Source organism: Planomonospora sp. ID67723 (assembly GCF_015711605.1).
GTDB lineage: Bacteria > Actinomycetota > Actinomycetes > Streptosporangiales > Streptosporangiaceae > Planomonospora_A.
Window position 1 is genome coordinate 1,917,488 of the sequence record NZ_JABTEZ010000002.1, and the last position, 26,220, is coordinate 1,943,707.

19 protein-coding genes are annotated in these 26,220 nt (G+C 72.1%); 9 read left to right on the forward strand and 10 right to left on the reverse strand.

The window, feature by feature from the left end; genetic code table 11:
- Positions 1–4 precede the first annotated feature (4 nt).
- Positions 5–1,168 carry an acetyl-CoA C-acetyltransferase gene (locus HS041_RS21155; protein WP_196442373.1) on the forward strand — a complete coding sequence of 388 codons (1,164 nt, stop codon included), beginning with the start codon at positions 5–7 and terminating at the stop codon, positions 1,166–1,168.
- Positions 1,169–1,321: 153 nt separating this feature from the next.
- Positions 1,322–3,673 (forward strand): putative bifunctional diguanylate cyclase/phosphodiesterase, encoded by a 2,352-nt coding sequence (locus HS041_RS21160; RefSeq protein WP_196442374.1) that lies wholly within the window; start codon positions 1,322–1,324, stop codon positions 3,671–3,673.
- A 78-nt stretch (positions 3,674–3,751) separates the two neighbouring features.
- Here the strand turns inward: HS041_RS21160 and HS041_RS21165 are convergent, their stop codons facing one another.
- Genes HS041_RS21165 through arfA form a run of 4 tightly spaced genes read right to left on the reverse strand, consistent with a single transcriptional unit; the run spans position 3,752 to position 8,410 of the window.
- Positions 3,752–4,588 carry a carbohydrate ABC transporter permease gene (locus tag HS041_RS21165; protein ID WP_196442375.1) on the reverse strand — a complete coding sequence of 279 codons (837 nt, stop codon included), beginning with the start codon at positions 4,586–4,588 and terminating at the stop codon, positions 3,752–3,754.
- Positions 4,585–5,523: a carbohydrate ABC transporter permease gene (locus HS041_RS21170; protein WP_196442376.1), complete on the reverse strand. Its 939-nt coding sequence runs from the start codon at positions 5,521–5,523 to the stop codon at positions 4,585–4,587. The genes HS041_RS21165 and HS041_RS21170 overlap by 4 nt, the downstream gene beginning before the upstream one ends.
- A gap of 37 nt (positions 5,524–5,560) precedes the next feature.
- Complete coding sequence (locus HS041_RS21175; protein ID WP_196442377.1) at positions 5,561–6,901, reverse strand: ABC transporter substrate-binding protein; 1,341 nt, start codon at positions 6,899–6,901, stop codon at positions 5,561–5,563.
- 3 nt (positions 6,902–6,904) lie between these two features.
- The gene (gene arfA / locus HS041_RS21180; protein WP_196442378.1) at positions 6,905–8,410 is read right to left on the reverse strand and encodes an arabinosylfuranosidase ArfA; all 1,506 of its coding nucleotides are present in this window, start codon (positions 8,408–8,410) and stop codon (positions 6,905–6,907) included.
- Positions 8,411–8,576: 166 nt separating this feature from the next.
- Between arfA and HS041_RS21185 the strand changes: the two genes are divergently transcribed.
- From HS041_RS21185 to HS041_RS21200, 4 genes are all read left to right on the forward strand, one after another.
- Positions 8,577–9,599, forward strand: coding sequence for a LacI family DNA-binding transcriptional regulator (locus tag HS041_RS21185; RefSeq protein ID WP_196442379.1), 1,023 nt, complete (start codon positions 8,577–8,579; stop codon positions 9,597–9,599).
- 396 nt (positions 9,600–9,995) lie between these two features.
- Positions 9,996–12,659, forward strand: a complete 2,664-nt coding sequence (locus HS041_RS21190; protein WP_196442380.1) for a glycoside hydrolase family 3 protein — start codon at positions 9,996–9,998, stop codon at positions 12,657–12,659.
- 198 nt (positions 12,660–12,857) lie between these two features.
- Entirely contained in the window at positions 12,858–14,354 is a 1,497-nt protein-coding gene (locus HS041_RS21195) for a hypothetical protein (protein ID WP_230879163.1), read from the forward strand.
- Entirely contained in the window at positions 14,351–15,505 is a 1,155-nt protein-coding gene (locus tag HS041_RS21200; RefSeq protein WP_196442381.1) for an ARPP-2 domain-containing protein, read from the forward strand. Before HS041_RS21195 ends, HS041_RS21200 begins: the two co-directional genes overlap by 4 nt.
- Before the next feature lie 113 nt (positions 15,506–15,618).
- Here the strand turns inward: HS041_RS21200 and HS041_RS38540 are convergent, their stop codons facing one another.
- The 6 genes from HS041_RS38540 to HS041_RS39800 form a co-directional block, all read right to left on the reverse strand.
- Positions 15,619–16,851, reverse strand: a complete 1,233-nt coding sequence (locus HS041_RS38540) for a hypothetical protein (protein ID WP_307845390.1) — start codon at positions 16,849–16,851, stop codon at positions 15,619–15,621.
- Positions 16,852–17,038: 187 nt separating this feature from the next.
- Positions 17,039–18,133, reverse strand: coding sequence for an LLM class flavin-dependent oxidoreductase (locus tag HS041_RS21210; RefSeq protein ID WP_196442630.1), 1,095 nt, complete (start codon positions 18,131–18,133; stop codon positions 17,039–17,041).
- 79 nt (positions 18,134–18,212) lie between these two features.
- Positions 18,213–18,434 carry a DUF2277 domain-containing protein gene (locus HS041_RS21215; RefSeq protein WP_196442382.1) on the reverse strand — a complete coding sequence of 74 codons (222 nt, stop codon included), beginning with the start codon at positions 18,432–18,434 and terminating at the stop codon, positions 18,213–18,215.
- A gap of 131 nt (positions 18,435–18,565) precedes the next feature.
- Positions 18,566–19,471: an amidohydrolase family protein gene (locus HS041_RS21220; RefSeq protein WP_196442383.1), complete on the reverse strand. Its 906-nt coding sequence runs from the start codon at positions 19,469–19,471 to the stop codon at positions 18,566–18,568.
- A 154-nt stretch (positions 19,472–19,625) separates the two neighbouring features.
- The gene (locus HS041_RS21225) at positions 19,626–21,884 is read right to left on the reverse strand and encodes a hypothetical protein (protein ID WP_196442384.1); all 2,259 of its coding nucleotides are present in this window, start codon (positions 21,882–21,884) and stop codon (positions 19,626–19,628) included.
- A gap of 330 nt (positions 21,885–22,214) precedes the next feature.
- Positions 22,215–23,069, reverse strand: a complete 855-nt coding sequence (locus tag HS041_RS39800) for a CHAP domain-containing protein (protein ID WP_196442385.1) — start codon at positions 23,067–23,069, stop codon at positions 22,215–22,217.
- A 520-nt stretch (positions 23,070–23,589) separates the two neighbouring features.
- On the opposite strand from HS041_RS39800, the gene HS041_RS21235 reads away from it, so the two are divergent.
- The 3 genes from HS041_RS21235 (at position 23,590) to HS041_RS21245 (ending at position 26,182) form a co-directional block, all read left to right on the forward strand.
- Positions 23,590–24,207, forward strand: coding sequence for a hypothetical protein (locus tag HS041_RS21235; protein WP_196442386.1), 618 nt, complete (start codon positions 23,590–23,592; stop codon positions 24,205–24,207).
- Between the two features lie 120 nt (positions 24,208–24,327).
- Positions 24,328–25,521 carry a sensor histidine kinase gene (locus tag HS041_RS40120; protein ID WP_196442387.1) on the forward strand — a complete coding sequence of 398 codons (1,194 nt, stop codon included), beginning with the start codon at positions 24,328–24,330 and terminating at the stop codon, positions 25,519–25,521.
- Positions 25,511–26,182 (forward strand): response regulator transcription factor, encoded by a 672-nt coding sequence (locus HS041_RS21245; protein ID WP_196442388.1) that lies wholly within the window; start codon positions 25,511–25,513, stop codon positions 26,180–26,182. Before HS041_RS40120 ends, HS041_RS21245 begins: the two co-directional genes overlap by 11 nt.
- Positions 26,183–26,220: the final 38 nt, after the last annotated feature.

Genomic DNA, 26,220 nt, shown 5'->3' on the forward strand with positions numbered 1-26,220 from the left:
GTCGATGGCCTTTTCGACAGCCGCGGCATACATCGTCGGAGCGGTGCGCACCCCCGTGGGCCGGCGCGGCGGCGGCCTGGCCGCGGTGCACCCCGCCGACCTGGGCGCGCACGTGCTGGCCGCGCTGGTCGAGCGCTCCGGGGTCGACCCGGCGGCGGTGGAGGATGTGATCTTCGGCTGCGTGGACACGCTCGGCCCGCAGGCCGGGGACATCGCCCGCACCTGCTGGCTGGCGGCGGGGCTGCCCGAGGAGGTGCCGGGCGTCACCGTCGACCGGCAGTGCGGCTCCTCGCAGCAGGCGGTGCACTTCGCGGCGCAGGCCGTGCTGTCCGGCACCGCCGACCTGGTCGTCGCCGGCGGCGTGCAGAGCATGTCGCAGGTCCCCATCGGCTACGCCATGACCGCCGGTCAGGCGCTCGGCTTCGGCGACCCCTTCTCCGGCTCGAAGGGCTGGCGGGCGCGTTACGGGGAGCAGGAGATCTCCCAGTTCCGCGGCGCCGAGATGATCGCCGAGCACTGGGGCATCTCCCGCACCGACATGGAGGCCTTCGCCTACGAGTCGCACCGGCGGGCGGCCCTGGCGATCGACGAGGGCCGCTTCGTGCGCGAGATCGCGCCGCTGGAGGGCGTCGAGCACGACGAGGGGCCGCGCAGGGACACCTCGCCCGAGAAGATGGCGGCGCTGAAGCCCCTGGTGGACGGCGGGCGGCTCACTGCGGCGATGGCCTCGCAGATCTCCGACGGCGCGGCGGCGCTGCTGATCGCCTCGGAGGAGGCGGTGCGGGCGCACGGCCTGCGGCCCCGGGCCCGGATCCGTCACCTGTCGGCACGCGGGGAGGATCCCGTACGGATGTTGTCCGCGCCGATCCCCGCCACCGCGTACGCGCTGAAGAAGGCGGGCATGGCGATCGGGGACATCGACGTCGTGGAGATCAACGAGGCGTTCGCCCCGGTCGTGCTGGCCTGGCTGAAGGAGACGGGGGCCGACCCGGCCCGGGTCAATCCCAACGGCGGCGCGATCGCGCTGGGCCACCCGCTCGGTGCCACCGGGGCCCGGCTGATGACCGGCCTCCTGCACGAGCTGGAACGCACCGGCGGCCGGTACGGCCTGCAGACGATGTGCGAGGGCGGCGGCCAGGCCAACGTCACCATCATCGAACGTCTCTAGTCCCTGCCCCGGGCACCCGCATTCCGGCCGACCGGCGGGGTACGGGTCGCCGGTCACGAATTCCTGGCGGTTTTACGTCAACTGTTCACTCTGTCCGCCGATAGGCGTTCACCGGACTTCATGGAGGAAACCGGCTACCTCAGGAAAGAGATCATGATCCAGAGCTCTCCCGCAAAGGTACGCGCCACCGGATCGCACCGGGCCGGCCGTTCCCTCGCCTGGCTGGCGTTCCTCCTGCTGGGGGGAGTGGCGGCCGTGGCCGCCCCGTTCGCGGCAGGCGTCTCGCCGGTTCTGGAGGTGCTGCCCTGGGTGCTGCTCCCGGGAGCCTCGGCGGTGGCCGTCGTGATCGGGATGCGCCGCCGCCGGGCCAGGTCATGGCTCTGGCGACTGGTATGCATCGGTCTCCTGATCACCCTGATGGCGTCCGCCGTCGGCTGGGGCATCGGCTGGGTCTGGCTGGGCAGCCCCTTCCTCCTCACCGCCTACCAGCTCAGCACCCTGGCGGCCTACGCCCTGTCGCTGACCGCGCTGGCCCTGCTGAACCTGCGGGCCGCCGACTCCCGCTGGGCGGGCCTGCTGGACGCCGGCATCATCACCGTCGGCGTGGCCATGCCGCTGTGGGCCTTCTTCATCGACCCGATCGTCGACCGGGTCCCGGGAATCGGGCCTGATCTCGGCTTCGCCCTGGCCCTGCCCGTCATCGACCTGTTCATCGTCGGACTCGTGGTGCGGATGGCGCTCGACCACGGCCGCGCGCCCTGGCTCAGGCTGCTGAGCGCCTCCTACGTCGCGATGTTCTTCTCCGACATCGTCTACCTGCTGAACCAGGCCTCGGACCAGCTGTACACGGCCGTCTCCACCGCCTTCTGGCTGGGCTGGTCGGTCCTGGTCGGCGCGGCCATGCTCCATCCCACCCTGGCCTTCGCGCGCCGGAAGCGGCCCGCGGCCGGCAGAGTGCGGGGGACTCTGCTCCTGGCGCTGGCGCTGATCAGCCCGCTGGTCTCCGTCCTGGGCCAGACGCTCATGCACACCGGAACGGCCCCCTACAACGGCGTGGTGGTCACGGCGCTGACCGTGCTGCTGGCCGTGCTGCTGGTGCTGCGGCTGACCACGGTCGCCCGGGTGGCCGAGACCCAGGCCGCCGACCTCTGCACCGCCCTGCACCAGCAGGAGATCCTGCAGCGCAGCCTGTCCCACCGCGCCTCCCACGACCCGCTGACCGGGCTGGGCAACCGCACCCTGCTGGGCGAGGCCCTGCACGCCGCCATCACCTCCCACGCCGACACCGCCCACACGCCCGCGCTGCTGCTGCTGGACCTGGACGCGTTCAAGGACGTCAACGACACCTACGGCCACCCCGTCGGCGACGAGCTGCTGACCGTCGTGGCCCGCCGCCTGCGCGACCTGACCGCCGACGGGCAGGTGCTGGCCCGGCTCAGCGGCGACGAGTTCGCCCTGCTGCTGCCGGATGCGGGCATCGCCGAGGCCCTGTCCACGGCCGAACGGGTGCTGGCCGCGGTGCGGGCCCCCTACGTGTTCGACGGCCGCGAGCTGTACGTCACCGGCAGCGTCGGCGTGCTGGCCGAGACCGCCGTCGCCAACGCCACCGACGCGCTGCGCGATGCGGACCTGGCCCTGTACGCGGCCAAGGCCGCCGGCAAGAACCGGATCGTCGTCTTCGACCACGCCCTGCGCGCCGAGCGCCTGCACCACGCCGAGATCGCCGCCGGCCTGCGCCAGGCCCTGGCCCGGGACGAGTTCGCCATGGCCTACCAGCCCGTCGTCGACCTGACCTCGGGCGCCATCTACGCGGTCGAGGCGCTGCTGCGCTGGACCCCCACCGGCGGCCGCCCCGTCCCGCCGGACGTGTTCGTCCCCGTCGCCGAGGACACCGGATTGATCGTCGAGATCGGCCGGTGGGCACTGGAGCGGGCCTGCGCCGACGCGCGCCGCTGGCACGAGCGCTACGGCATCGCCGTGACCGTCAACGTCTCGGGCCGCCAGCTGCGCGAGCGCACCTTCCGGGACACGGTCCTGGAGGTCCTGGTCCGCTCGCAGCTGCCGCGCAACGCGCTGACCCTGGAGATCACTGAGAGCATGCTGCTGGCCACCAGCCCGGCCGAGACCCAGCGCATCATCGACGTCCTGGCCGACCTGCGCACCCACGGCGTACGCATCGCCCTGGACGACTTCGGCACCGGCTACTCGTCGCTGTCGTACCTGCGCACCCTGCCGGTCGACATCCTCAAGATCGACCGCTCGTTCACCGCCCCGCTCACCAACACCGACCACCGCCAGGCCCGCGCCTTCACCCGGGCGATCGTGGAGCTGGCGGCAAGCCTGGACCTGTCCACCGTCGTCGAGGGCGTCGAGTCGCGCGAGCAGGCGGGCGTGCTGCAGCAGATGGGCTGCCCGCTGGCGCAGGGCTACCTGTTCTCCCCGCCCGCCTCCGCCCCCCAGATCGACGACCTGCTCCACGTCACCCCCTGGCAGCAGGCCGCCTGACGGTGCCCCGGGCCGGCGGCCCGCCGGCGTCTCGCCGTCCCGGAGCCGCCGTCCCGGGGCACCGCCGCCTCAGAGCCTTCAGCCCTTCAGACCCGACCTGGAGATTCCCTCGATCACCCAGCGCTGCGCGACGAGGTAGAGCGCGATCACCGGAAGGCTGGCGATCACCGCCCCGGCCATCAGCAGGTCGTAGCGGATGTTGTTGGCGCCCTGGAAGTTGCCCAGGCCCGCGGGCAGGGTCAGGGAGTCGGGACTGAGCAGGACGTAGATCGGCCAGAGGAAGTCGTTCCAGTTGGTGAGGAAGGCCAGCAGGAACAGCGTCACCAGGGCGGGCCGGGCCAGCGGCAGGACCACGGTGGTGAAGATCTGCCAGCGGTTGCAGCCGTCCAGCTCGGCGGCCTCCTCCAGCTCCTCCGGCAGGGTGAGGAAGAACTGCCGCAGGAAGAACACCCCGAACGCGCCCGCCGCGGCGGGGACGATCACCGCGGGGAGGCTGTCGACCCAGGCGAGCTCGTTGACGATGAGGAAGTTGGGGATCAGCAGGACCACCGGCGGGACGAACAGCGTCGCCACCACCATGGTGAAGATCGCGGTACGGCCCCGGAAGTCGAGCCGGGCCAGCGCGTACGCGGCCGGAGCCGCGGTGACCAGCACCAGCGCGGCATGCCCGGTGGCGGCGATCAGGCTGTTGACGAACCAGGTCAGGATCGGGCTGTCCTGGCTGCTGAGGATCTCCCGGTAGGCGTCGGCGGTGAAGGGGTCCGGGATCCACTGGGGGTCGGTGGACCCGGCGCCCTCGCGGGTCTTGAACGAGGTGGAGACCATGTAGACCAGCGGGCTGAGGTAGAGCGCCGCCACCACCGCGAGGACCAGGTGGAGCAGCGCCCGCCGTACGCCGCGGGTGTCACGGGTCATCGCCTGCTCCTGTCTCGGAAGGCCCCGAACACCAGGGCGCTGGCCGCCATCAGGAAGGCCGCCAGGATGAAGCTCATGGCCGAGGCGGTCCCCATGTCGAACTGGCGCAGGCCGGTTTCGGCGATGAGGTAGATGGCGGTCTTGGTCTGGTCCGCCGGGGCGCCCGCCGTGATCAGGTAGGACTGGCCGAACATGTTGGCCGAGGCCAGGATCGTGGCGTTGATCACGAACACCGTGACCGGCCGCAGGCCCGGCAGGGTCACCGCACGGAACCGGCGCCAGGCCGAGGCGCCGTCGACCATCGCCGCCTCGTACAGCTCACGCGGGATGTCCTGGAGCCCGGCCAGGAAGATGACCGCGTTCAGGCCCAGCGTCCACCACACGGTCACCCCGATCAGGGCGACCCAGGCGGGCGGCACGTCGGTGGTCCACTGCACCTCCAGGCCGAGGTAGTGGTTGACCAGCCCGATGTTGCCGTCCAGCAGGAACCGCCACAGGAAGCCGACGACCGCCACGCCCAGCACGTAGGGCGCGAAGTAGACGGCCCGGTAGAGGTTGCGTCCGCGGAAACGGCCGTTCATCAGCAGGGCGGCCAGCAGCGGCAGCACGATCAGCAACGGCACCGAGAACAGGGTGAAGACGCCGGTGGCCCGCATCGCCGTCCAGAAGCGCCCCCCGTCCACGCTGGACGGATCGAACAGGTCGGTGTAGTTCTCCAGCCCGACGAACGGCTTGGCCGGGAGGTTGATGTCCCACTCGTGCAGGCTGGTCCAGAACCCGAAGCCGATCGGCAGCACCATGAAGACGGCGAACAGCGCGAGGTAGGGCGCCAGGAAGGCGTACGGAGTCCAGGTCCGCATCCGCTTGGCACGCCCCGCGGGGGCGGCGGGTCCCGCCGCCCCGGACAGGCCCTTCGGCCTCGTCAGCACGCTCATCGGCACTCCTGGCCGGGTGACCGGGTGGTCGGCACGGTCATCGCCCGTACTTCCGCTTGTTGTCGGCGAGCAGCTTGTCGGCCGTCGCCACGCCTTCCTTCAGCGCCTCGGCGGGGCTCGACTCCTTCAGCACCGCCTTGGCCACCGCCAGCTCCAGCGCCTTGGACTGGACGTCGCCGACACCCGGCAGCGCGGGCAGGAAGTGGAAGATGCTCACGTCCTGGGCCATGCGCACCTGGGGCAGGTCGGCGACGGCGGGGTCCTGGCGGGCGGAGTTGCGGGCGGGGATCATCCCGGCCTTGGCCCACTCGGTCGACTGGCGGCCCATGGAGTCGATGAAGACCTTCGCCGCCTGCACCTTGTTGGGGTCCTTGCCCGCCTGGGAGGTGAGCACGAAGTTGTGCGAGGCGCTCCACACCGCCGGGGTGCCGCCGATGTTGGGCACCGGGGACAGGCCCCACTCAAGGGACTTGGCGTTGGCCTTCAGGTCGTTGATCTGCCAGATGCCGTCCCAGGTGAAGCTGACCTTGTCGTTCTTGAAGGCGGCGTACTGGGTGTCGATGGCGACCTTCGCCGGGCTGAAACCCTTGTCGATCTGCTCCACCATCCAGCTCAGCGCCTGGACGCCCTGCTCGGACCCCCACAGCGCCTTGGCGCCGTCCTCGCTGTAGAGCTCGCCGCCGTGCTGCCAGAGCAGGCTCATGAACATCAGGTGCGCCGGCCACTTGTTCGGCATCCAGAACGGGGTGGCGATCCCGGCGTCCTTGAGGCCTACGAGAGCCTTCTCGTAGGACTCCTTGTCGGTGGGGGCGTCGGAGAGCCCGATCTTCTCCAGGTGCTTCTTGTTCCAGTAGTCGGCCAGGCTGTGCACGTCGAGGGGGACGCTGTAGCGCCTGCCGTCGAGGACGCCGGCGTTCCAGACGGCGGGGATGAAGTCCGCGTCGCTCAGCTCCAGCGCGCCGACCACGTCGTCCAGCGGGATCAGCGTCTGGCGGGCGGCGAAGGTGCCGACCCAGTCGTTGTGGATGACCGCCACGTCCGGGCCCTTGCCCGCCGAGATGGCCGTCGGCATCGCCGGGTAGAGATCCTCCCAGCGCCGGGTGACGTTGCGGACCTCGATCCGGCCGGAGAACTCCTTGTTGAACGCCTCCACCATGGCCCGCATATGCGGGCCGTCACCGCCGGTGAAACCGTTCCAGTAGTCCAGGGTCACCTTGGGCCCGGTGTACTCGCCGCCGGAGAACGTCGGCGCGGCGGAGGCGGGCGCCGACGAACCCGAACCGATCTTCGTGCCGCCACCGCAGGCGGCCAGCGCGGCGGTGAGACCGGCGGCGCCGGTCAGGCCGAGGAAGGAACGGCGAGAGAAGGAACTGGTCATCTCTTACTCCTGGGGGGCGAAGCGGACAATAGTCCATGAAGCGGGTGGAAGGGTAAGGGAGGCGTGACGGCCGTCCAGGCGCAACCCCGTGCCGGGGCGCGGGGCGACCCGGTCGGGATCGGCGGCGGAGTTGCGCGCCGCCGGGTCCTCGTCGGCGAGCTCCAGATGCTCTGCCGGGACCAGGCCCGCCGGAAGCGTGACGTCCAGCGCGCAGGGGCCGCGCCGGTCGCGGTTGACGACGAACAGGGCGATCTCGCCGGTGGCCTCCTCGCGGGTGGCCGTGGCCCAGATGGCGGGCACCTCGCCGTACCTGGCGGTGGCGATGGCCGCGCACTCCGGCTCCACCCGCAGCACCTCGCCCCGGGCGTGCCGGGCGGTCAGCGCGAAGGGGTGGAAGATGCTCTGCCGCCAGGCCGGGCCGCCCGGCTCGGTCCTGATCGGGGCGATCACGTTGGCGAGCTGGGCCTGGCAGGCCACGCCCACCCGGTCGGCGTTGCGCAGCAGCGTGATCAGCAGGCTGCCGACCACGACCGCGTCGGTGACGTCGTAGTCGTCCTCGATCAGCCGGGGGTGCGCGGCCCACTCCAGCGAGGACTCGCCGCGGAAACGGCTCTGGTACCAGACGTTCCACTCGTCGAAGGAGAGCTTGATCTTCCTGCGGCTGCGCAGCTTGGCGCCCACGTGGTCGGCGGTGGCGGCGATCGAGCGGATCATGTGGTCCATGTCGGCGCCGCTGGCCAGGAAGGAGTCGGCATCGCCGTCGGAAGGGTCGTAGTAGGCGTGAAGTGAGATGTAGTCGACCATCTCGTAGGCGGCCTCCAGCACCTCGGCCTCCCATGACCCGAAGGTCGGCATGCCGCTGTTGGAGCTGCCGCAGGCCACCAGGGAGAGGTCCTGGTCGAAGCGCTTGAGCGCGCGGGCGGTCTCGGCGGCGAGCCGGCCGTACTCCCGCGCGGTCTTGTGGCCCATCTGCCAGGGGCCGTCCAGCTCGTTGCCCAGGCACCACAGCCGCACGTCGTGCGGCTTGTCCACGCCGTGCGCGCGGCGCAGGTCCGACAGGCGGGTCCCGCCGGGATAGTTGGCGTACTCCACCAGTTCCAGCGCCTCGGCCACGCCGCGGGTGCCCAGGTTGAGCGCCATCATCGGCTCCACCCCGGCCTTGGCCGCCCAGGCCATGAACTCGTTGAGTCCGAAGGCGTTGCCCTCCAGGCTCCGCCAGGCCAGGTCCAGCCGGGCGGGCCGCTCCTCCACCGGGCCGACGCCGTCCTCCCAGCGGTAGTTGGAGACGAAGTTGCCGCCGGGGTAGCGGACCAGGGTCACCCCGAGCTCCCGGGTCAGCTCCAGCACGTCGGTGCGGAAGCCGTCGGCGTCGGCCGCCGGATGGCCGGGCTCGAAGACGCCGGTGTAGACACAGCGGCCCATGTGCTCGACGAACGAGCCGAACAGCCGGGGCTCCACGGGGGCGATCCGGAAGGCGGGATCAAGTGTGAGACGAGCGGTGGCCGTCAAGACGCGACCTCTCTGTTAACGCGACGTTTCGTGGTAGGTGGTTTGTACAACGTTGTTCCAACGTTGTAAACAGGTCACCCGCAGGTCGATACCGGGGCGTTACGATCGACCCCGTCACAACGTGTGCGGCTGGCGGCAGCCGTACGGCCAGGGAGGTGAGAGCGGGGTGGGAGCGAGCCTGCGGGACGTCGCGGTTCTGGCCGGGGTGTCGGTGAAGACCGTCTCGAACGTCGTCAACGGATACGCGCACGTCGCGCCCGCGACCCGGGCCAAGGTGGAGGAGGCGCTCTCCCGGCTCGACTACCGGCCCAACCTGTCGGCGCGCAACCTGCGACAGGGGCGCACCGGCGTGATCGCCCTGGCCCTGCCCGAGCTCGACGCGCCCTACTTCGCCGAGCTGTCGCGGTTCGTCATCGACGCCGCGGCCGAGCAGCGATGGCTGGTGATCATCGAGCAGACCGACGGGAGCCTGGAGCGCGAGCGCCAGATCCTCGACGGAGTCCGCGACCACCGGGTCGACGGGCTCATCTTCAGTCCCATCGCGATCGGCGCCGACGAGCTGGCGGCCCGCACCGACGACACGGCGCTGGTGCTGCTGGGCGAGCGGATCCACGACGGCCCGGCCGACCACGTGGCCATCGACAACATCCGGGCGGCCCGCGACGTCACCGAGCACCTGATCGGCCTCGGCCGCACCCGGGTGGCCGCGCTGGGCGCCCAGGACAGCTCCATCAGCGGTACGGCACCGCTCCGGCTGGCCGGCTACCGGGAGGCGCTGGCCGCGCACGGGCTGCCGGAGACGGTGGCCACGGTGGAGCGCTACCGCAGGGCCGACGGGGCGGCGGCGATGGCCGCCCTGCTCGGCGCGGGCACGCCCCCCGACGCGGTGTTCTGCTTCAACGACCTGCTGGCGCTGGGGGCGCTGCGCACCATCCTCTCCTCCGGCCTGCGCGTACCCGGGGACATCGCGCTCGCCGGGCTCGACGACATCGAGGACGGCCGCTACAGCACGCCGACCCTGACCACCGTGGCCCCGGACAAGAGCGAGCTGGCCCGGATCGCGGTGGACCTGCTCAGGCAGCGGATCGAGGGCAGGTCCGGCCGCGCGCCGCAGGAGGTGCGGGCCGGCTACCGGCTCATGGTGCGGGAGAGCACCTCCTGGGGGCCGTGCCCGCCGGCGGGTCGCTGAGCCCTCCGCCGGGTGCGGGCCGGCTCGTCGATGAGCGTCTGCGCCTCGGCCTTGGTGCCCACGTCGATGCCCCGGGTGGGCTCGTCGACACGTGAGGGCGTCTGATCCGTCCGGGAGCGCGGCCGGGCGGTGCGCACCACGTCCGGTCATCCGTTAGAGAGCGCTCTCGGGCGCACTCGCGGATCGTCCGGCTCCCGTGGCGGGCCGGGGAAGAGGGGACGGAGAAAGGGCTGGTGGAGCCCTTTCTCCACGGCACCTCCGCCAACGGATCCCGGATCTCTTGAGAGAGCGCTCTCAAGAAGCTATTGACTCGACCGATGTCACGGGGTCAGGATCTGCACTGTGCGACTCGGGGGACCGCCACAGCCTTTGCAGTTCCCGAAGAACGGATCCTCGATGACCAGACCCCCCGCCCGACAGGGCGTCCGCAGGAGCGCTCTCGCAGCGCTCGCGGGCCTCGCCGTACTGGCCTCAGGCGTCGCCGGAATGCCGGGTGCGGCCGCGGAGACCGCGGCCGGAGACCGACAGCCGGTGATCGGAAAGCCTTCTCTCGATGCGCGCGGCTGCGCCCGCATCGAGAAGGACCTGCCGGCGCTCGCCGAGTGGCCCAAGGTCAAGAGCCGGATCAGGCAGAACCCCGCGGACGAGAGGCGGGTGGCGAAGATCCTGGCCGGGATGACCCTCGCCGAGAAGGTCGGCCAGATGACCCAGCCGGAGATCGCCGCGATCACCCCCGAGGAGGTCAAGCAGTACGGCATCGGCTCGGTGCTCAACGGCGGCGGCTCGTGGCCCGGGCGCGACAAGCACGCCTCGCCGCAGGCCTGGCTGGACCTCGCCGACGCCTACTGGGACGCCTCGGTCGCCACCCGGACGAAGATCCCCGTCATCTGGGGCATCGACGCCGTCCACGGCAACAACAACGTCTACGGCGCGACGGTCTTCCCGCACAACATCGGCCTGGGCGCCACGCAGGACCCGTGCCTGATCCGCGACATCGGAGCGGCGACGGCCGAGCAGATCCGCGCCACCGGCCAGGACTGGGCCTTCGCCCCCACGCTCGCCGTCGTCCGCGACGACCGGTGGGGCCGGACCTACGAAGGCTTCTCGGAGGACCCCCGCATCACCCGCGCCTACGGCTACGAGGCGGTCAAGGGTCTGCAGGGCAGGCACCCGCGACGCATCGGCGCCGACGGCGTCATCGCCACCGCCAAGCACTTCATCGGTGACGGCGGCACCCTCAAGGGCGTGGACCAGGGCGTCAACCCCTCGTCCGAGGCCGAGATGATCAACATGCACGCCCAGGGCTACTACGGCGCGCTCTCGGCCGGAGCCCAGACCGTGATGGTCTCGTTCAACAGCTGGACGAACGAGGAACTCGGTATCAACGAGGGCAAGCTGCACGGCAGCAAGCGCGCGATCACCGACATCCTGAAGCAGAAGATGGGCTTCGACGGAGTCGTCGTCTCCGACTGGAACGGCATCGGCCAGGTCGCCGGCTGCACCAACGCCAGCTGCCCCCAGGCGATCAACGCGGGCATGGACGTCGTCATGGTCCCCAACGACTGGAAGGCGTTCATCACCAATACGATCGCCCAGGTCGAGAGCGGCCAGATCCCGATGGCACGCATCGACGACGCGGTCACGCGCATCCTGCGGGTGAAGCTGCGCGCCGGCGTGCTCGACGGGCCCAAGCCCTCCAAGCGCGCCTTCGCCGGTTCTGCCGACGCGCTGGAGGCCGGGCGGCTCGCCCGGGAGGCCGTTCGCAAGTCGCAGGTCCTGCTCAAGAACAACGGCAAGGTGCTCCCGCTGGCCAGGGGCTCCAAGGTCCTCGTGGTCGGCAAGAGTGCCGACAGCATGCAGAACCAGACCGGCGGCTGGACCCTCACCTGGCAGGGCACCGGCAACACCAACGCCGACTTCCCCAACGGCACCACGATCCTCGGCGGCCTGCGCGAGGCGCTGGGCGAGGCCAACGTCACCTTCAGCGAGACGGCCGACGGAGTCGACCCCGCGGCCTACGACGCGGTCATCGCGGTGATCGGCGAGACGCCGTACGCGGAGGGCGTCGGCGACCTCGCGCGGCGCTCGCTGGAGGCCGCCAAGCTCTACCCCGGCGACCTCGCGGTGCTCGACAAGGTCAAGGGCAAGGGCGCCCCCGTGGTCACCGTCTACGTCACCGGCCGGCCGCTCTGGGTCAACAAGGAGCTCAACCGCTCCGACGCCTTCGTCGTGGCGTGGCTGCCGGGCACCGAGGGCGGCGGCGTCGCCGACCTGCTCGTCCGGGGCAGGCACCACGGGGGCTACACCGGCAGGCTGCCGTACTCCTGGCCGAAGACCGCCTGCCAGACGCCGCTCAACAAGGGCGAGGAGGGATACGACCCGCTCTTCCCGCTCGGGTACGGCCTGCGCTACGGCCAGACGGGCTCGGTCGGGACGCTCGACGAGACGGCGCCCCCGTCCCCCTGCGGCTCGACGGGCGGCGGCGGTGAGGCCACCGAGGACCTGGAGCTCTTCAACCGGACCGACATCGCCCCGTACAAGAGCTTCATCGGCTCCGCCGACAACTGGGGCGGCACCGAGATCGGCCCCGACGGCGAGGCGGCGCACTCCGCGATCAGCGTCGTGCAGTCCGACGTCAACGTTCAGCAGGACGGCCTCAAGGCGACCTGGAACGGCACCGGCCCCGCCCAGATCTACACGCAGAACCCGGCGGGCGGCACCGACCTGCGCGGTTACCTCAACTCCGACGCCGCCCTGGTCTTCGACACCATCGTCCACCAGGCCCCGGCCGCGAGGACCGTCATCAGCGCCCACTGCGTCTACCCGTGCTTCTCGGAGGTCGTCGCGACCTCCCTCTTCCAGGGAATGCCCGTGGGGACGAAGACGACGGTCAAGATCCCCATCTCCTGCTTCGCTGCGGGAGGCCTCGACATGGAGAACGTCAACACGCCTTTCCTCGTCTACACCGAGGGTGCGTTCTCCGCGTCGTTCGCCAACATCCGCTGGGTCCCGAAGGCGGCGGCGGATCCCGACGCGAAGAAGTGCACGGACCTGACCTGACGGCCGCGCCGGGCTGACGGCCGGGCGGGCCGCGGGGCCGGGGGAGACCCCTCCGGCCCCGCGGCCCGCCTGCCGGAGGGGCCCGCCCCCTCCGGCAGGCGGCAGGAAAACAGGGCAGAGAAGGTGATATGTCGGTGTTAGCCTTCCAGGGCCGGCCGCGGGACTCCGGTGCGACTTCCGGAACCCGCCTGTAAAGCGATGATTCGCAGTTCGTGCCTCCACTCCCCGGCCGGCCCCGTACACGTCGACCCGGAGGCGGCGATCGAAGCTCACCCCCAGACCGGCGCGGACCTGATCGCCGCCGACGACGTCCTGCTGTTCGTGAACGCGGCGATCACCTCCACCGGGCAGCGCGAGTTCCACTCCGGTGCGGACGAGCAGAGCCTTTCGCTGGACTTCCTGCATCGCTACCTGATGGGCAACTACCGCGACCTGTACGCGGCGACCCTCGCCCTGGACGTCAACGACCACAACGCCGTCATGATCGCCTGGAACCTGCTGGCCACGACGGCGGAGGCGGACGCCGACCAGCGCCGGGCCGAGGGCCGCCTGATCGCCCGGCGGCTGGCCCTGCTGCCACCGCCCCGGGTGTACGGGCTGTTTCGCCGGCTGCGCCGCGCGAGGGTCAACAACCGGCGCACCAGGGCGATCATGCGGGACTGGCTGGCCGCCCGTCCCGATCCCGCGTTCGACGCGGTGAAGTACCGCGGCGCCGTCAAGGGCGCCGTCCGTCACGCCCACCTGAGGCCGGTCGGGGAACTGGGGCCGTTCCTGTTCGCCCCGCACCGGCCGGCCGCCTACGCCACACCGATCCTGGAGACCTGGCGGCGGGCCCACTACGAGCAGGCCGCGCTGTACGACCTGCCCTACACGGTGGCGGAGGGATTCGCGGCGAAGCACCGCATCGCGCGCGCCGCCTTCCTGGAGCGCATCGCACCCCGGCTCACCCGGCTGGAGCGGCTGCGCCTGCAGGAGTCGGCACGCGGCCTGGGAGCCGACGCGGTGCGGGCCGACCTCACCACGATGCCGCTGACCCGGTTGGCGTCATACGTGCTCGCCCTCCCACCGGACGACCGCCTGCGCCGCCGCGCCGAGCTGACGGCGGCGCTGCGCGCGGCCGCCTGCCGGACCGCGGGTGACCGGGCCGGACGCTGGGGCGCGGTGGCCGCCGTCCTCGACGACAGCTTCTCCTCATCCGGCTCGGGCCACAAGCGCCGCCGTCCGCTCGCCGTCGCGCTCGCCTGCCACTTCCTCCTGGAGGCGCTGGCCTCCGAGTACACGCCGCTGTGGCTGTCGGGCCGTACGGACGCGCTGCTCGCCCATCCGCACGGGGCGACACCGCTCGGCGAGCGCATCCTCGACGGCCTCGAACGCGGGCCCGAACGCCTCGTCATCGTCTCCGACGGCTGGGACAACTCGCCGCCGGGGCTCGCGGGAGAGGTGCTGCGGATCTGGCGCACCCGGCTCGACCCGGACCGCACCTGCGGCGTCGTGCACCTCAACCCGGTGTACGACGCCGCCGACTTCGACGTGCGGAGGCTGGCGCCCACGGTCCCGACCGCCGGGATCCGCGACGCCGAGAACCTGGTCGCCCTGGTGGAGCTGGCCCGGTTCGCGGAAGGGCGCACCGGGATCTCCGAGCTGCGCGCCCACCTGGCGCGCCGCGTCGAGGAGTTCCTGAGGGAGGGCTCATGACGGAGCTCGCCCTCACCGGCCTCTCCACCCGCCCCGCGCAGGCATGGGGCGGCGTACGGCTCGTCCCGCTCGTCCGCGAGGAACCGATCGAGGACCTGCGGCTCGACGCACGGCTCTACGACGCGGAGTTCGGCATCGTCGAGGTGGACGCGCGCAGCGCTTACTTCTCCTACATCCCGCACGGGTTCGTGGCGAGCTGGACGCGGGACGGCACCCCCGCCGCGGCGTACGGAACCCAGCTCCGGGGGCCGGCGGAGCGCGACCGCGCGCCCAGCCGGGTGCCGCTGCGTTTCCACCGCCGCATGGCCCGCCGAGCCGGTAAGAACCGGCTGCGCTTCCTCCCCCTGCACCTGGCGCTCGAAGGCTACCTGGCGCTGCACTTCGGCGGGCCGGAGATCGCGTGGGAGGAATGGTCGCGCCGCGCGATCGACCGCGGGCTCTCGCCCCGGGTCGAGGAGGCGTACGCGGGCGCCGCGGTCAGAGGGCTGGGGGACGCCCTTCGCGTCTTCGAGATCCACCCCGGCCAGTGCGGCGTTCTCGTCTACGCCGCGGACGCGCTCGCGGCCGCGTTCGTGGTGCCGCACCCCGATGACTACCGCGCCCTGCACTCCACTCTCGTCCACGACCTGTACGGCGAGCTGATCTACCACTACGCGATGCTCAGCATGCCGGTGCCCGACTTCCGCGCCCGCATCGCGGACGCGACGGTGCGCTCGCTCGCCGATCTGCGCGCGCAGGCCCGAGGGCAGCAGGACGAGTGGGCGGCCTTCCACGACCAGGTCATGGCGGACGGGCTGCTGGGTGCGGACTACACGTATCAGCATGTCTACACGATGGGCGAGTACCGTCTGTCCCGCTTCCTGCCGTCGTTCGAACGGCAGCGTGAGAACCACATCGGTGAGCTCATCACCGACGGAGCCGGCCGGCTCGCGTATCTCAAGACGTTCCGCCTGTCGGAGAACCAGGTCCGGCGCGGTCATCTGCTGACCCGGCTCGCCGCCGACGGCTGGAACCTCGCCGACACCGCCGTCACACTCGGCGTCACCGAGCCCGAGCTCGGCCTGCGCATCGAAGCCGCGGGCTTCGGCCACCTCCTTCGCCGTGATGTCCTCGACCGCTACCGCGCTCAGGCCCGCCGCAGCCGCCGGTGACCGCGCCGGTCGGGTGGAGGCCCGTGGTCCGACCGGCGGCGACCGGTCTCAACTGAGACCGGGATGCGCACGACGGCACCGCCGCCGGCCGGACGGCAACCGAGGCGCAGCCGTCACCCTGCGTCGGACGCGTCGGCCGGGGTTCCGGTCCCGGCGCGGATCTCGTCATGGGCGGGCCGCGCCGTCCCGGCGGCCGGACCGTCCGGCGTATCCCGGCTCAGAAACCGTCCGCCGAGGTAGGCCCCGCCACCGGCGGCGATCAGGACGGACAGCAGCAGCCCGGTGGGGATGCCACCCGAACCGCCGGAGGCCGAGAGGGCGGCCACGGCCTCGGCCCGATCCAGCTCCGCGGCCGGGTCCGGTCCCGCGCCGGAGGAGCGCACGGCCGGGGTGACGATGCGACTGGGGGTGGAGGCGGCCGGCGTCGGGGCCGGCGACGAGGTGGGAGCGGTCGGCAGAGGTGAGAGAGGCGTCAGCGACGGCAGAGCCGGAAGAGGCGTCAGCGACGGCAGCGGTGGCAGGGGCGGCAGGCTCGGGATCGTCGACAGGCTCGCGGTGGCCGGGGACTGCGTACCGGTTCCGGCGGCCTGGCCCGGAGCGGCGGGCGTGGCCGGGGGCGTCGTCCCGCTGCCGCTGCCGCTGCCGCTGCCGCTGGTGCCACCCGTGGGGGCGGGGGCGGCCGACCGCTTCGGCGCCGCCGCGGAGGTGTGCGCGTTGCCCGCGTCCGGGGCGGGCGCCTTCGCCGGGCTCTCCGGCTCCTCCGGCCGGGCCGCGGCGGACCCGGCGAGCAGCACGGGCTCGGCCGGGTTGGTGTCCTTGGCCGACCAGGCGCGGGTGGAGAACGGCACCGGGTGGTTCTTCTTGCCGACGCCCGGGCCCCACTTGGTGATGACGTAGTCGACCTTGATGTGGCCCAGACCGCCGTTGCCCTGCACGGTCAGCGTGCGCGGGTTGAAGGTGCCGCCGGTGAGGTCGGCGAAGGTCTTGGCGTCCAGATCGAGCATGATGCCGCGGTTGGACGGCTCGCCGGGCCCGCGGTCGCCGACGAAGAAGGGGGCCGTCCTGCCCTTGTGGACGACGTAGCCCTCGGTCAGCAGCGGCCAGCTCGGGCTGGCGGCCAGGCCCTTCTGCATGGGCTTGCCGGAGGCGGGCAGGCCGGTGTCGCCGGCGCGGCCGGAGCCGTCGTCCCAGAAGTAGGAGGCGGTGGTGGAGCCCTTCAGCATGACCTTCCGCTCGGTCTCCGCGTGGGCGGCCCCGGCGGCCAGGGTCGTCCCGGCGGTCAGGGCCAAGCCCACGACGGCGGTGAGGACACGGGTACGGGAGACGGCACGAGCGGCAGAGGTCATGGAGAACGAAGATCCTTCACGATGAGGCAGGGCGTCCCTGCACCACGGGGGCTCCCATTCGGAAGTTCGGGCCGCCGATCGGCCCTCTTCTCCCATTGAGCCCGCCGGACGTGGCGGGAACAGTGCGCTCAGGGTGCGGGACGGTTGCGGCCGGAGGGAAAGCCTCACGGGTCCCGGCGCGAGGCGGTCAGGGCGCGGACGGCCCGCCGTCCGCGCGGCGGGCGGCCGAGGCTCCGTGCACGGGGGCGTCCGCCACCGTGTCGGGCCGGCCGGAGGCGAACTCCTTGCGGAGCACCGGAACGACCTCCTCGCCGAGGATGTCGAGCTGCTCCAGCACGGTCTTCAGCGGCAGCCCGGCGTGATCCATCAGGAACAGCTGGCGCTGGTAGTGGCCGAAGGACTCCCGGAAGGTCAGCGTCCTGTCGATGACCTCCTGCGGGCTGCCCACCGTGAGCGGGGTCTGCTCGGTGAACTCCTCCAGCGACGGGCCGTGGCCGTACACGGGCGCGTTGTCGAAGTACGGGCGGAACTCGCGCACGGCGTCCTGTGAGTTCTTGCGCATGAACACCTGCCCGCCGAGCCCGACGATCGCCTGCTCGGGGGTGCCGTGGCCGTAGTGGGCGAAGCGCTCGCGATACAGGCCGATCAGCCGGATGAAGTGCTCCTTCGGCCAGAAGATGTTGTTGGCGAAGAACCCGTCTCCGTAGTAGGCGGCCTGCTCGGCGATCTCCGGGCTGCGGATGGACCCGTGCCAGACGAACGGGGGCACCCCGTCGAGCGGCCGGGGCGTCGAGGTGAAGCCCTGCAGGGGCGTGCGGAAGCGGCCCTCCCAGTCGACCACGTCCTCGCGCCAGAGCCGGTGGAGCAGCGCGTAGTTCTCGACGGCCAGCGGGATCCCCTGGCGGATGTCCTGGCCGAACCACGGGTAGACCGGCCCGGTGTTGCCGCGGCCCAGCATCAGGTCGACGCGCCCGTCGGCCAGGTGCTGCAGCATGGCGTAGTCTTCAGCGATCTTGACCGGGTCGTTGGTGGTGATCAGCGTCGTGGCGGTGGACAGGATGAGCCGCTCGGTCCGCGCGGCGATGTAGCCGAGCATGGTCGTCGGGGACGACGGCACGAAGGGCGGGTTGTGGTGCTCGCCGGTCGCGAAGACGTCGAGACCGACCTCCTCCGCCTTGAGCGCGATGGCCACCATCGCCTTGATCCGCTCGTGCTCGCTCGGAGTCCTGCCGGTGGTGGGGTCGGCGGTGACGTCGCCCACGCTGAAGATTCCGAACTGCATCATGCCGGCGGTCCTCCTGACATTTAAATTTCAACCATTTTAGGTGCGGCGGCGAGTGGACCGGATCGCCCCCGCCGGTCTAGGGCCGGATCCCGCCGGGCCGCACGTCGAGGTCGTCGAGGAGCGCCTGCGTCGCGGCGGCGACGGCCTCCACGGCCCGCTCGAAGGCGGCGGTGTTGCGCGCCGACGGGGCCCGGAACCCGGAGATCTTGCGGACGTACTGCAGCGCGGCGGCGCGCACGTCCTCACCTGTCACGTCACTGGCGTAGGGCTCGCGAAGGGTCTTGATGCTTCGGCACATATGAGGACCGTACGACATCGCGCGGACAGTTCCGGCCGGAGCCGAGGCCGGGCGGAGGCCGCTCTCCGGGGACGTCGGCCGTACCGGACGAGGGGGCGTTCCCGCGGCACGCGACGGCCGGGTCGTCGGGCCTACACCCCGAACAGCCGTGCCGCGTTGTCGTGGCACACGGCGCGCAGCCAGTCGTCGCCCAGCCCCAGGCCCGCCAGACCCTCCAGCGCCTCCAGGTAGGGGTAAGGGATGTTGGGGAAGTCGGTGCCGAGCAGGATCCGGTCACCCAGATCCGTGAGGCGCGGCAGATCCTCGCGAGGATAGGGCGAGAGCGCCTCGCTGAAGGCGGTGAAGACCATCGCGGTGTCCAGGAACACGCCAGGGTGGCGTTCGGCGAGGTCCAGGAAGTCGCCGTACTCCGGCACGCCCATGTGCGCGACGACGAGGCGCAGGCGCGGGTGGCGGGCCAGCACCCGCCCGATGGGTCCGGGCCCGGTGTGGTTGCCGGGCGCGGGGCCGGACCCGCAGTGCGTGACCACGGGGACGCCCGCCTCCGCCAGCGCCCCCCACACGGGCTCCAGCAACTCGTCACCGGGATCGTACCCGCCGACCTGCAGGTGGGCCTTGAACACCCGGGCCCCCTCGTCGAGGGCGCGGGTGACGTAGCCCGCCGCCTCCGGTTCGGGGAAGAACGTCGCGGTGTGCAGGCAGTCCGGCGTCCGGGAGGCGAACTCGGCCGACCAGGAGTTGAGCCAGGCGGCCATGGCGGGCTTGTGCGGGTAGAGCATGGAGGTGAACCGGCGCACTCCGAAGCCGCGCAGCGTCTCCACCCGCCGGTCCTCCTCCATGCGGTAGGTGATGGGCCACGGCAGCCCGGTCAGCGGGCCGACGGAGTCGAAGTAGTCCCAGACCTTGGCCAGCACCCGCTCGGGCATGAAGTGCGTGTGCACGTCGATCAGGCCCGGCAGCCCCAGCGCCCGCCAGAAGCCGGTCACCTGCGCGCTCTCGGCGGTCTCCGCCGCACCGGCCGTCCTGATGTCCGTCATATCGGTCACCTCGCGTTCGCTCCCGCCCATCCTGGCAGTCGCGGGCGCACGCGGGCGAGAGGGCGATCTCCGCCGTCCCGCCGGGCGGGAGCCGTACGGCCGACGCGGTCACCCACCGCTGCCGGCCAGACCGGAGACAACCCGCGGCCGATCCCTAGGTGATCAATCTCCGGAGGGCGTCGTCATACGCGGGGTCGAGATAGTAGTCGGCGTGGCCGAAGCAGCGCGGAGGCGTTCTCCGATCGGCCCGCGGACCGCCGGAGGGGGCGGCAGGGTCCCAGAGGGACTCGTCGATGCCGCCGTCGGCCGGCGTCCAGGGATAACCGGCCGCGAACACCGGGCCTCCGATGGGGTCGGAGACACGGTGGAGGTTGCGCCAGAGGCTGGGGCGCGCGGAGCCCGGCTCGCCCGCGGGGGCGGCGACGGCGTCCCTGAGCGCCCGGAGGGTGCCGGGCCCGAAATGGGCGGGGAAGAAACGCGCGTAGAGGCGGCGCAGCGGTGAGCCGTGCGTGAGCAGGCGGGTGTGACACCGGTCCGCGGGATCCAGTTGCAGGATGAGGGCGGCCGCGATGACGCTCCCCTGGCTGTGACCCGACACCACGACGGTGTTCTGCTCGTCCCGGACGAGGAGCCGGACCCGGTCCAGGAGATCCGGGATGACCCGCTCGGCGTAGCAGGGCGGGGCGAGCGGATGCGTGGCGCGGGGCCAGAACGTGGTGACGTCCCACAGGACCCCCACCGTCGAGCGGAGGGCGGGGTGCTCGTACGCCCGCCAGCCGACGACGATCAGGCCGACGGCCACCCCGGCCGTGACCAGGATGCCCAGCGCCACGGCCGGCCCCGTCGGCACGTCGCCGATGCCCATGGTGATCAGGAGCGCGGCGAGCGCGGCCGAGACCGCCGCGAGCGCCGCGATGACCGTCACCACCGTCTCGGTGCGGTCCGTCAGCCCGGCCGCGGCCCAGACGCGGCTGACGTACTCGGTGTGCGCCGGATACCTGTCCCGGAGCACGGCGAGCAGCCGTCTCGACTCCCGCCGCCACACCATGACGAGCCACAGGGCCAGCAGGACGACCGCGAGGGCGGCGACGAGCATGGCCAGCGTCGACCACCAGTAGGGGCCCGACAGCACGATCCCCTCGGCGCCACCGGTGAAGGAGGGCGTTCCCACGGCCTCGGCCACGGCGAACGCCAGCCCGATGGAGAAGACCGCCGCCAGGGACCAGGCCATCAGGAGCGTCACCGGGCCGGCCAGGCCGAGCACGGCCCGGGGGTAGGGCACGGCCGGATCGGCCGGTTCCCTGCTCCGGACGGCGATGGCGGCCGTCCCCGCCGCGACGGCCGCCAGCAGGACGACCTGCGAGGAGAAGAGCGCCTCCAGCATGCCGTGGAAGCCGGGAAGCGCCCGGTCGGCGTCCGGCACCGGCCCTCCGCCCCCGGCCGCTCCTGAGGCGAAGGCCAGGCCGTAGAGGGCGAGGGCGGATGTGCGGAGCGCCACGCAGGCCCTCGTCAGCAGCCGCGACCACACCGGCTCCCGGCCCGGGCGGTGCCGGACGGCCGCGTACGGCAGGGCCACCAGCGCGACCGTCAGGGCGAGCACCGGCGGCCCGGCGGCGAGCAGCGCGCCGAACGGCGGGCCGGAGGCGAAGGGCAGGGCGAGGGCCAGCGCGATCAGCGTGAAACCGAAGGAGATGTGGAGCGAGCGCAGCCGCCCGACGGGGTCGCCGCCATTCCACATCCGGCGGTCGGCCAGCGGCACGCCCTCCGTCACGGGATCGGGCTCGGCCTCGGGCACCTCGCGCGCGTCGAAACGGGCCCAGGACTTCCTGCCGAGCCACCAGACCAGGGTCAGCACCAGTGCGGGGAACAGCGAGGCCAGGGCCAGCCGCCGCCGGGCGTCGTCCTCGCCGGCGGTGGCCGCCCACGCCAGGAAGGTGAAGTCGTGCACGGTCCGGGTGGCCTGCCAGCCGACGACGTCCATGGACGTCCCGATGAGGGCCACGACCAGGGTGCCGGTCAGGGAGAGCGCGAACAGCCGCTGCCCGGCGTCGACCGCCCGGCGGAGCCACGGCAGGCGCTCGCGGCCGTCCGGCGCCCAGCGCGGCGTCATGTAGAACGCGATGTTGGCCAGGGCGAAGGGGAGAAGCAGCAACCAGAACGCCCGCGACCGGGATCCCGAGGTGAGATCGCCCCACACGTAGGCCTCCAGCCGCCAGGCGACGCCGGTGCCGCGGTCGGCCGGGAGATATATGCCGACCCTGTCGCGTTCGGGGTCTCCGACGAACTTCACCTGGCTGGGACAGCGGGGGAACAGGACGGATCCGGGCGTGGCCCCCGCCACCCCGTGGATGCGCAGCTCCGTCACGTGACCGCGGGTCGGAGCACAGCCGTCGAACGGTTCTTCGGTGGGCATTCCCTATCACCTACCGGATCGGGCGGGGAGAGCACTCCTCCTGGTGGAGGACGGGTCCGCGCGCCTCCTCGGGGCCGTCACCGGACGCGGAACGGGTCGGGCCACCGCTGGGCCGCTACGGAAGACGATACGCAACGCAGAGTGGTCATACCCCGGGAACCGGCCGGGGAAATCTCCCGGTGGCGTGAGAACGCCGGACCGAAAGCGCTGATCAACCCTTTCGGGGGCATGAACCGGGCCTGCTCGACGGCCGGAGGGCGGCTCCGCGGTGACGACGGAACGTCACCGCGGAGCCGCCCTCCGGCCGATCTCGCCGACGACGCGGGACGCTCAGCCTCCGTAGGCGGGGTGGCCGAAGCCGACGATGGTGCCCATGGTGCGGGTGCGGGTGACGACCTTGTCGCTGACGTTGCCCTCGACGGTGGAGACGGAGCCGTCGGGGTTGACCCCGGTGACCATCCCGATGTGGTCGATGGCCGAGATGTTCTTGGAACCGCCCCAGTCGAAGAAGACGAGGTCGCCGACACGCGGCTTGCGGTCGAAGCGGCCCTGCTTCCTGAACCACTCGGCGTGCCAGGGGGTGTAGGCGAAGACGCCCATCTGGTCCTGCAGTCCGTACTGGACGGCCACCCATCCCAGGAACATGTCGCACCACGGGGCGGCGGCGAAGCCCTTCTGCTTGGTGTAGCCGTTGTACCACTTGCCGTAGAAGGTCGTGCCGTCCGAGGCCTCGCCCTCGCCGACCTTGCTGAGGGCGGCGGTGATCATCTGCTGCACCCGGGCGCCGCCCGAGGCCGACGTGCCCTGGTTCGACGTGCCCTGGTTCGACGTGCCCTCGTTCTGCGCCCCCCGCGCCAGGGACTCCAGCGTCTTCAGAGCCTGGGACGGATCCAGCGCCGTCGGGGAGTCCAGCGCCGGGAGCTCCGCGGTCCGGGCCCGGTCCGCCGTCGTGGCGGTCGTCGTGTCCGTCGCCTCCGTGGTCCCCGAGAGCTGCGGCTGGGCGAACGCGGCCGGGTCCTGGAGAGCCTGGAGCTCGGTCTCGATCTCGGCGATCCGGGCCTGCATCTCCGCGAAGGGAGCCGGGGCGGACAGGTCGTCGGTGATCCCCGGGGTATCCGCGGCGGCCGCCGCGGCGGGAAGGACGGCGAAGCCGATGACACCGGCGAGGGCGAGACCGGCGGACAAGCCTCCGCGGTACGCGGCACGCGACAGAACGGACAAAGATGCGTCCCCTTCTTCCTGCCGCCCGCTGCGCGGTGGAGCCTCACGACATGGGGAGGCTCCCGCCGACCGAGGGAACCGTCCGGGGACACGCTTTCGGGCATGCGGGTAACCGGCCGGGCTCGGCGCAGACCCGCGGGCGAACGGTGGTCTGCGCGCTTGCTGTTGTCGGCCGACTATTCGGCGCGCACCGGTCGCTACTTAGGAAAAACGAACGAACACGATCCGTGACGACCGTGCCGTGCGGATGCCGTGGCGAGGGCGCCGGTCGGCGCCCGGCACGGGCCTCTCCACCGGAGGGGGCAGGGCGCCCCGCCGCCGCCTCCCGCACGTGCCGGAGGGCACGTGCCGTCCTTCCCGCGAGCCGGCGTGCCGCCCGTGGCCTCCGGCCGGAGGTGTGGCCGTCCGGCACTGCCGGCGGTCCCCCCGGCGCTCCTAGGGTCGGGTCGTTCCCTCCGCCCCATCACGAACAAGGAGCATCACCTTGACGTCCTCACCATGGCTGGCGCGTTTCGGCGCGGTCTGCGGAGTCCTGCTGGGCCTTTCTCTCGGAGTGCCCGGGATCATCGAGGCGTTCACCGGCGAGACCGCTCTCACGAGCTTCGTCGTCGGCCTCGGAGCGGTCTTCGGCACCCCGGCGCTGACCGCCTTCTACCTGCACCACAGCGCCGCGGCCGGGCGATTCGGCGCCGTGGCCTACGCCGTGAACCTGATCGGTCTCGGCCTGTTCGGCGGGGTGTCGTTCACGCTGAACCTGGTGTTCTTCTTCCTGGACGGGCCGGTCGTCGCCGATCTGATGTCCGGCCCCACCAGGATCGCGGTGCTCGGCAGCATGGCGGTCTTCGTCACCGGAACCGTTCTGTTCGGCGTCTCCATGATGCGCGCCCGGGTGTTCCCGCTCCCGGCCTCGCTGGTCTACATCGTCTCGCTCGTGCTCCTGACGGTGCTGTCGTCCCTGCCCGACACCCTGCTCACCAGCGCCATGCACGTGATCGCGTGTGGAGTGCTGGTCTGGATGTCGGCACTGGTGTGGTCGGGGACGGCGACGGCGGGCCCGGCCGCGCGGCAGGGTGTCCCGGTGGCATCGGCGAGCGGTCGCTAGACCGTGCGGAACCGAGTGTCCGGCCGGTTCTCCGGCCGGACGGCCCCCGCCTCACGAGCCGCGGCCCGCGGTTCCCAGCGGCCGTAGGCTTACGCTGTGCCCTCAATCGCGGTGTCCTCCGTGCGGTCCGTACCGTGGGTCTCGCCCGTGCTCTACGGCACCGTGCTGGCAGCGGGCCTGTACGCCGGACTGGCGGGCCTCGGCACCACCCATATGACACAGTTCGTCGGTGGCATCGCGGCCCTGTTCGCGCTCGACCTGGTGGAGCGCCTGCACCCGCCCACCGGCACCGCGTCGTGGCCGGCGGTCGTCTCGCTCTGCGCGCGGGTGGCCCTGTTCGTCGTCGTGGCCGCGGCCGACGGCTCGGGACTGTCGCGGGTGCTGTTCGTCCTGGTGCCGTTCACCGCCTACTTCTCCTTCGGCCGGACGGTCGCCGTCGCGCTCGCCGCGGCCTGCGGGGGACTCGTCGTGGCCGGTTACGAGCTGGGCACCCCCCGCTGGTACACCGACCTGGAGCAGGTCTCCGACCTGCTGATGTTCTTCGTGGGCCTGGTCCTGACCGTCGCGATGGCGGCCACGGCCGTGGAGGAGCGGCGCGGCAGAACCCGGCTGGAGGCGTCCCACCGGCGGCTGGCCGCCTACTCCGCCCAGGTCGCCGAGCTGTCGGCCGCGGCCGAGCGCAACCGGGTGGCCAGGGACATCCACGACGACCTGGGCCACCATCTCACGGCCGTCGTCGTGCTGCTGGAGAAGGCCACGGCCTTCCGCGACCTCGATCCGGGGCAGGCGCAGCGCGCGATCGAGGACGCGCACCGCTCGGCCAGGCGCGCGCTGGACGACGTGCGGCACTCGGTCCGCACGCTGCGGGCCGATCCGGCTCCGTTCCGGCTCTCCTCCGCGCTCGCCGGCCTCGTGGACGACCAGGCCGACGACGGGCGGGTGGCCGTCACCCTGGAGTTCAGCGGGGACGAGGACGGCTACGACGCCCAGACGCTCACCGCGCTCTACCGGGCGGCGCAGGAGGGGATCACCAACGCCCGGCGGCACGCCAACGCCACCCGCGTCTCGGTCGCCGTCGCCTTCGACGAGTCCGGGGCCCGGCTGACCGTCGCCGACGACGGCACGGGCCTGCCTCCCGGGCGGGAGGGCTTCGGCCTGCTCGGCATGCGGGAGCGGGCGGAACTCGCCGGTGGCCGGGTCGAAATCGACAGCGGCCCGGGAACCGGCACCTGCCTGACGGTCACCGTCCCGCGCGGGGACAGGGCACGGTCGATGCCGTCGGCGCCCCGCGGGAAGGCAGACCATGACGGGTGAACAGGTGAGCGTCCTGGTCGCCGACGACCAGGGGCTGATCCGCGAGAGCATCGCCTCCCTGCTCGGCATCCAGCCCGGGATCACGGTCCTGGGAACGGCGTCCGACGGCCGCGACGCCGTCGAGAAGGCGGTGGAGCTCGCGCCGGACGTGGTCCTCATGGACGTCCGCATGCCGGTGATGGACGGGATCCAGGCCACCGTGGAGCTGCGGCGCCGTGCCCCGGCCTGCCGCGTGGTCATGCTCACCACCTTCGACGACCAGGAGTACGTCGTGCAGGCGCTGCACGCGGGTGCGAGCGGTTACCTGCTGAAGGACCTGCCGGCGAGGGAGCTCGCCGCCGCCGTACGGCTCGCGCACGCCGGTGTCGTGCAGTTCGATCCGGCGGCGGCGGCGCGTCTGGCGGCCGCGCTCACCCGTCCCGGGCCCGATGGCCCCCCGGTGGCCGGCCCGCCCGGCGGCGGGGCGGATCCGGCGCTGACCGACCGCGAGACCGAGGTGCTCCGGCTGGTGGCCCGGGGCTCCACCAACCGTGAGATCGCCGAGCGCCTCTACCTCAGCGAGGGAACGGTCAAGAACCACATCTCCCGCATCCTCGGCAGGCTCGGACTGCGTGACCGCACCCAGGCGGCGATCTACGCCCGCGACCGCGGCCTGATCTGAGCGGCTTCGTCCGGAGGAGACACGGCGGGGGATCGCCG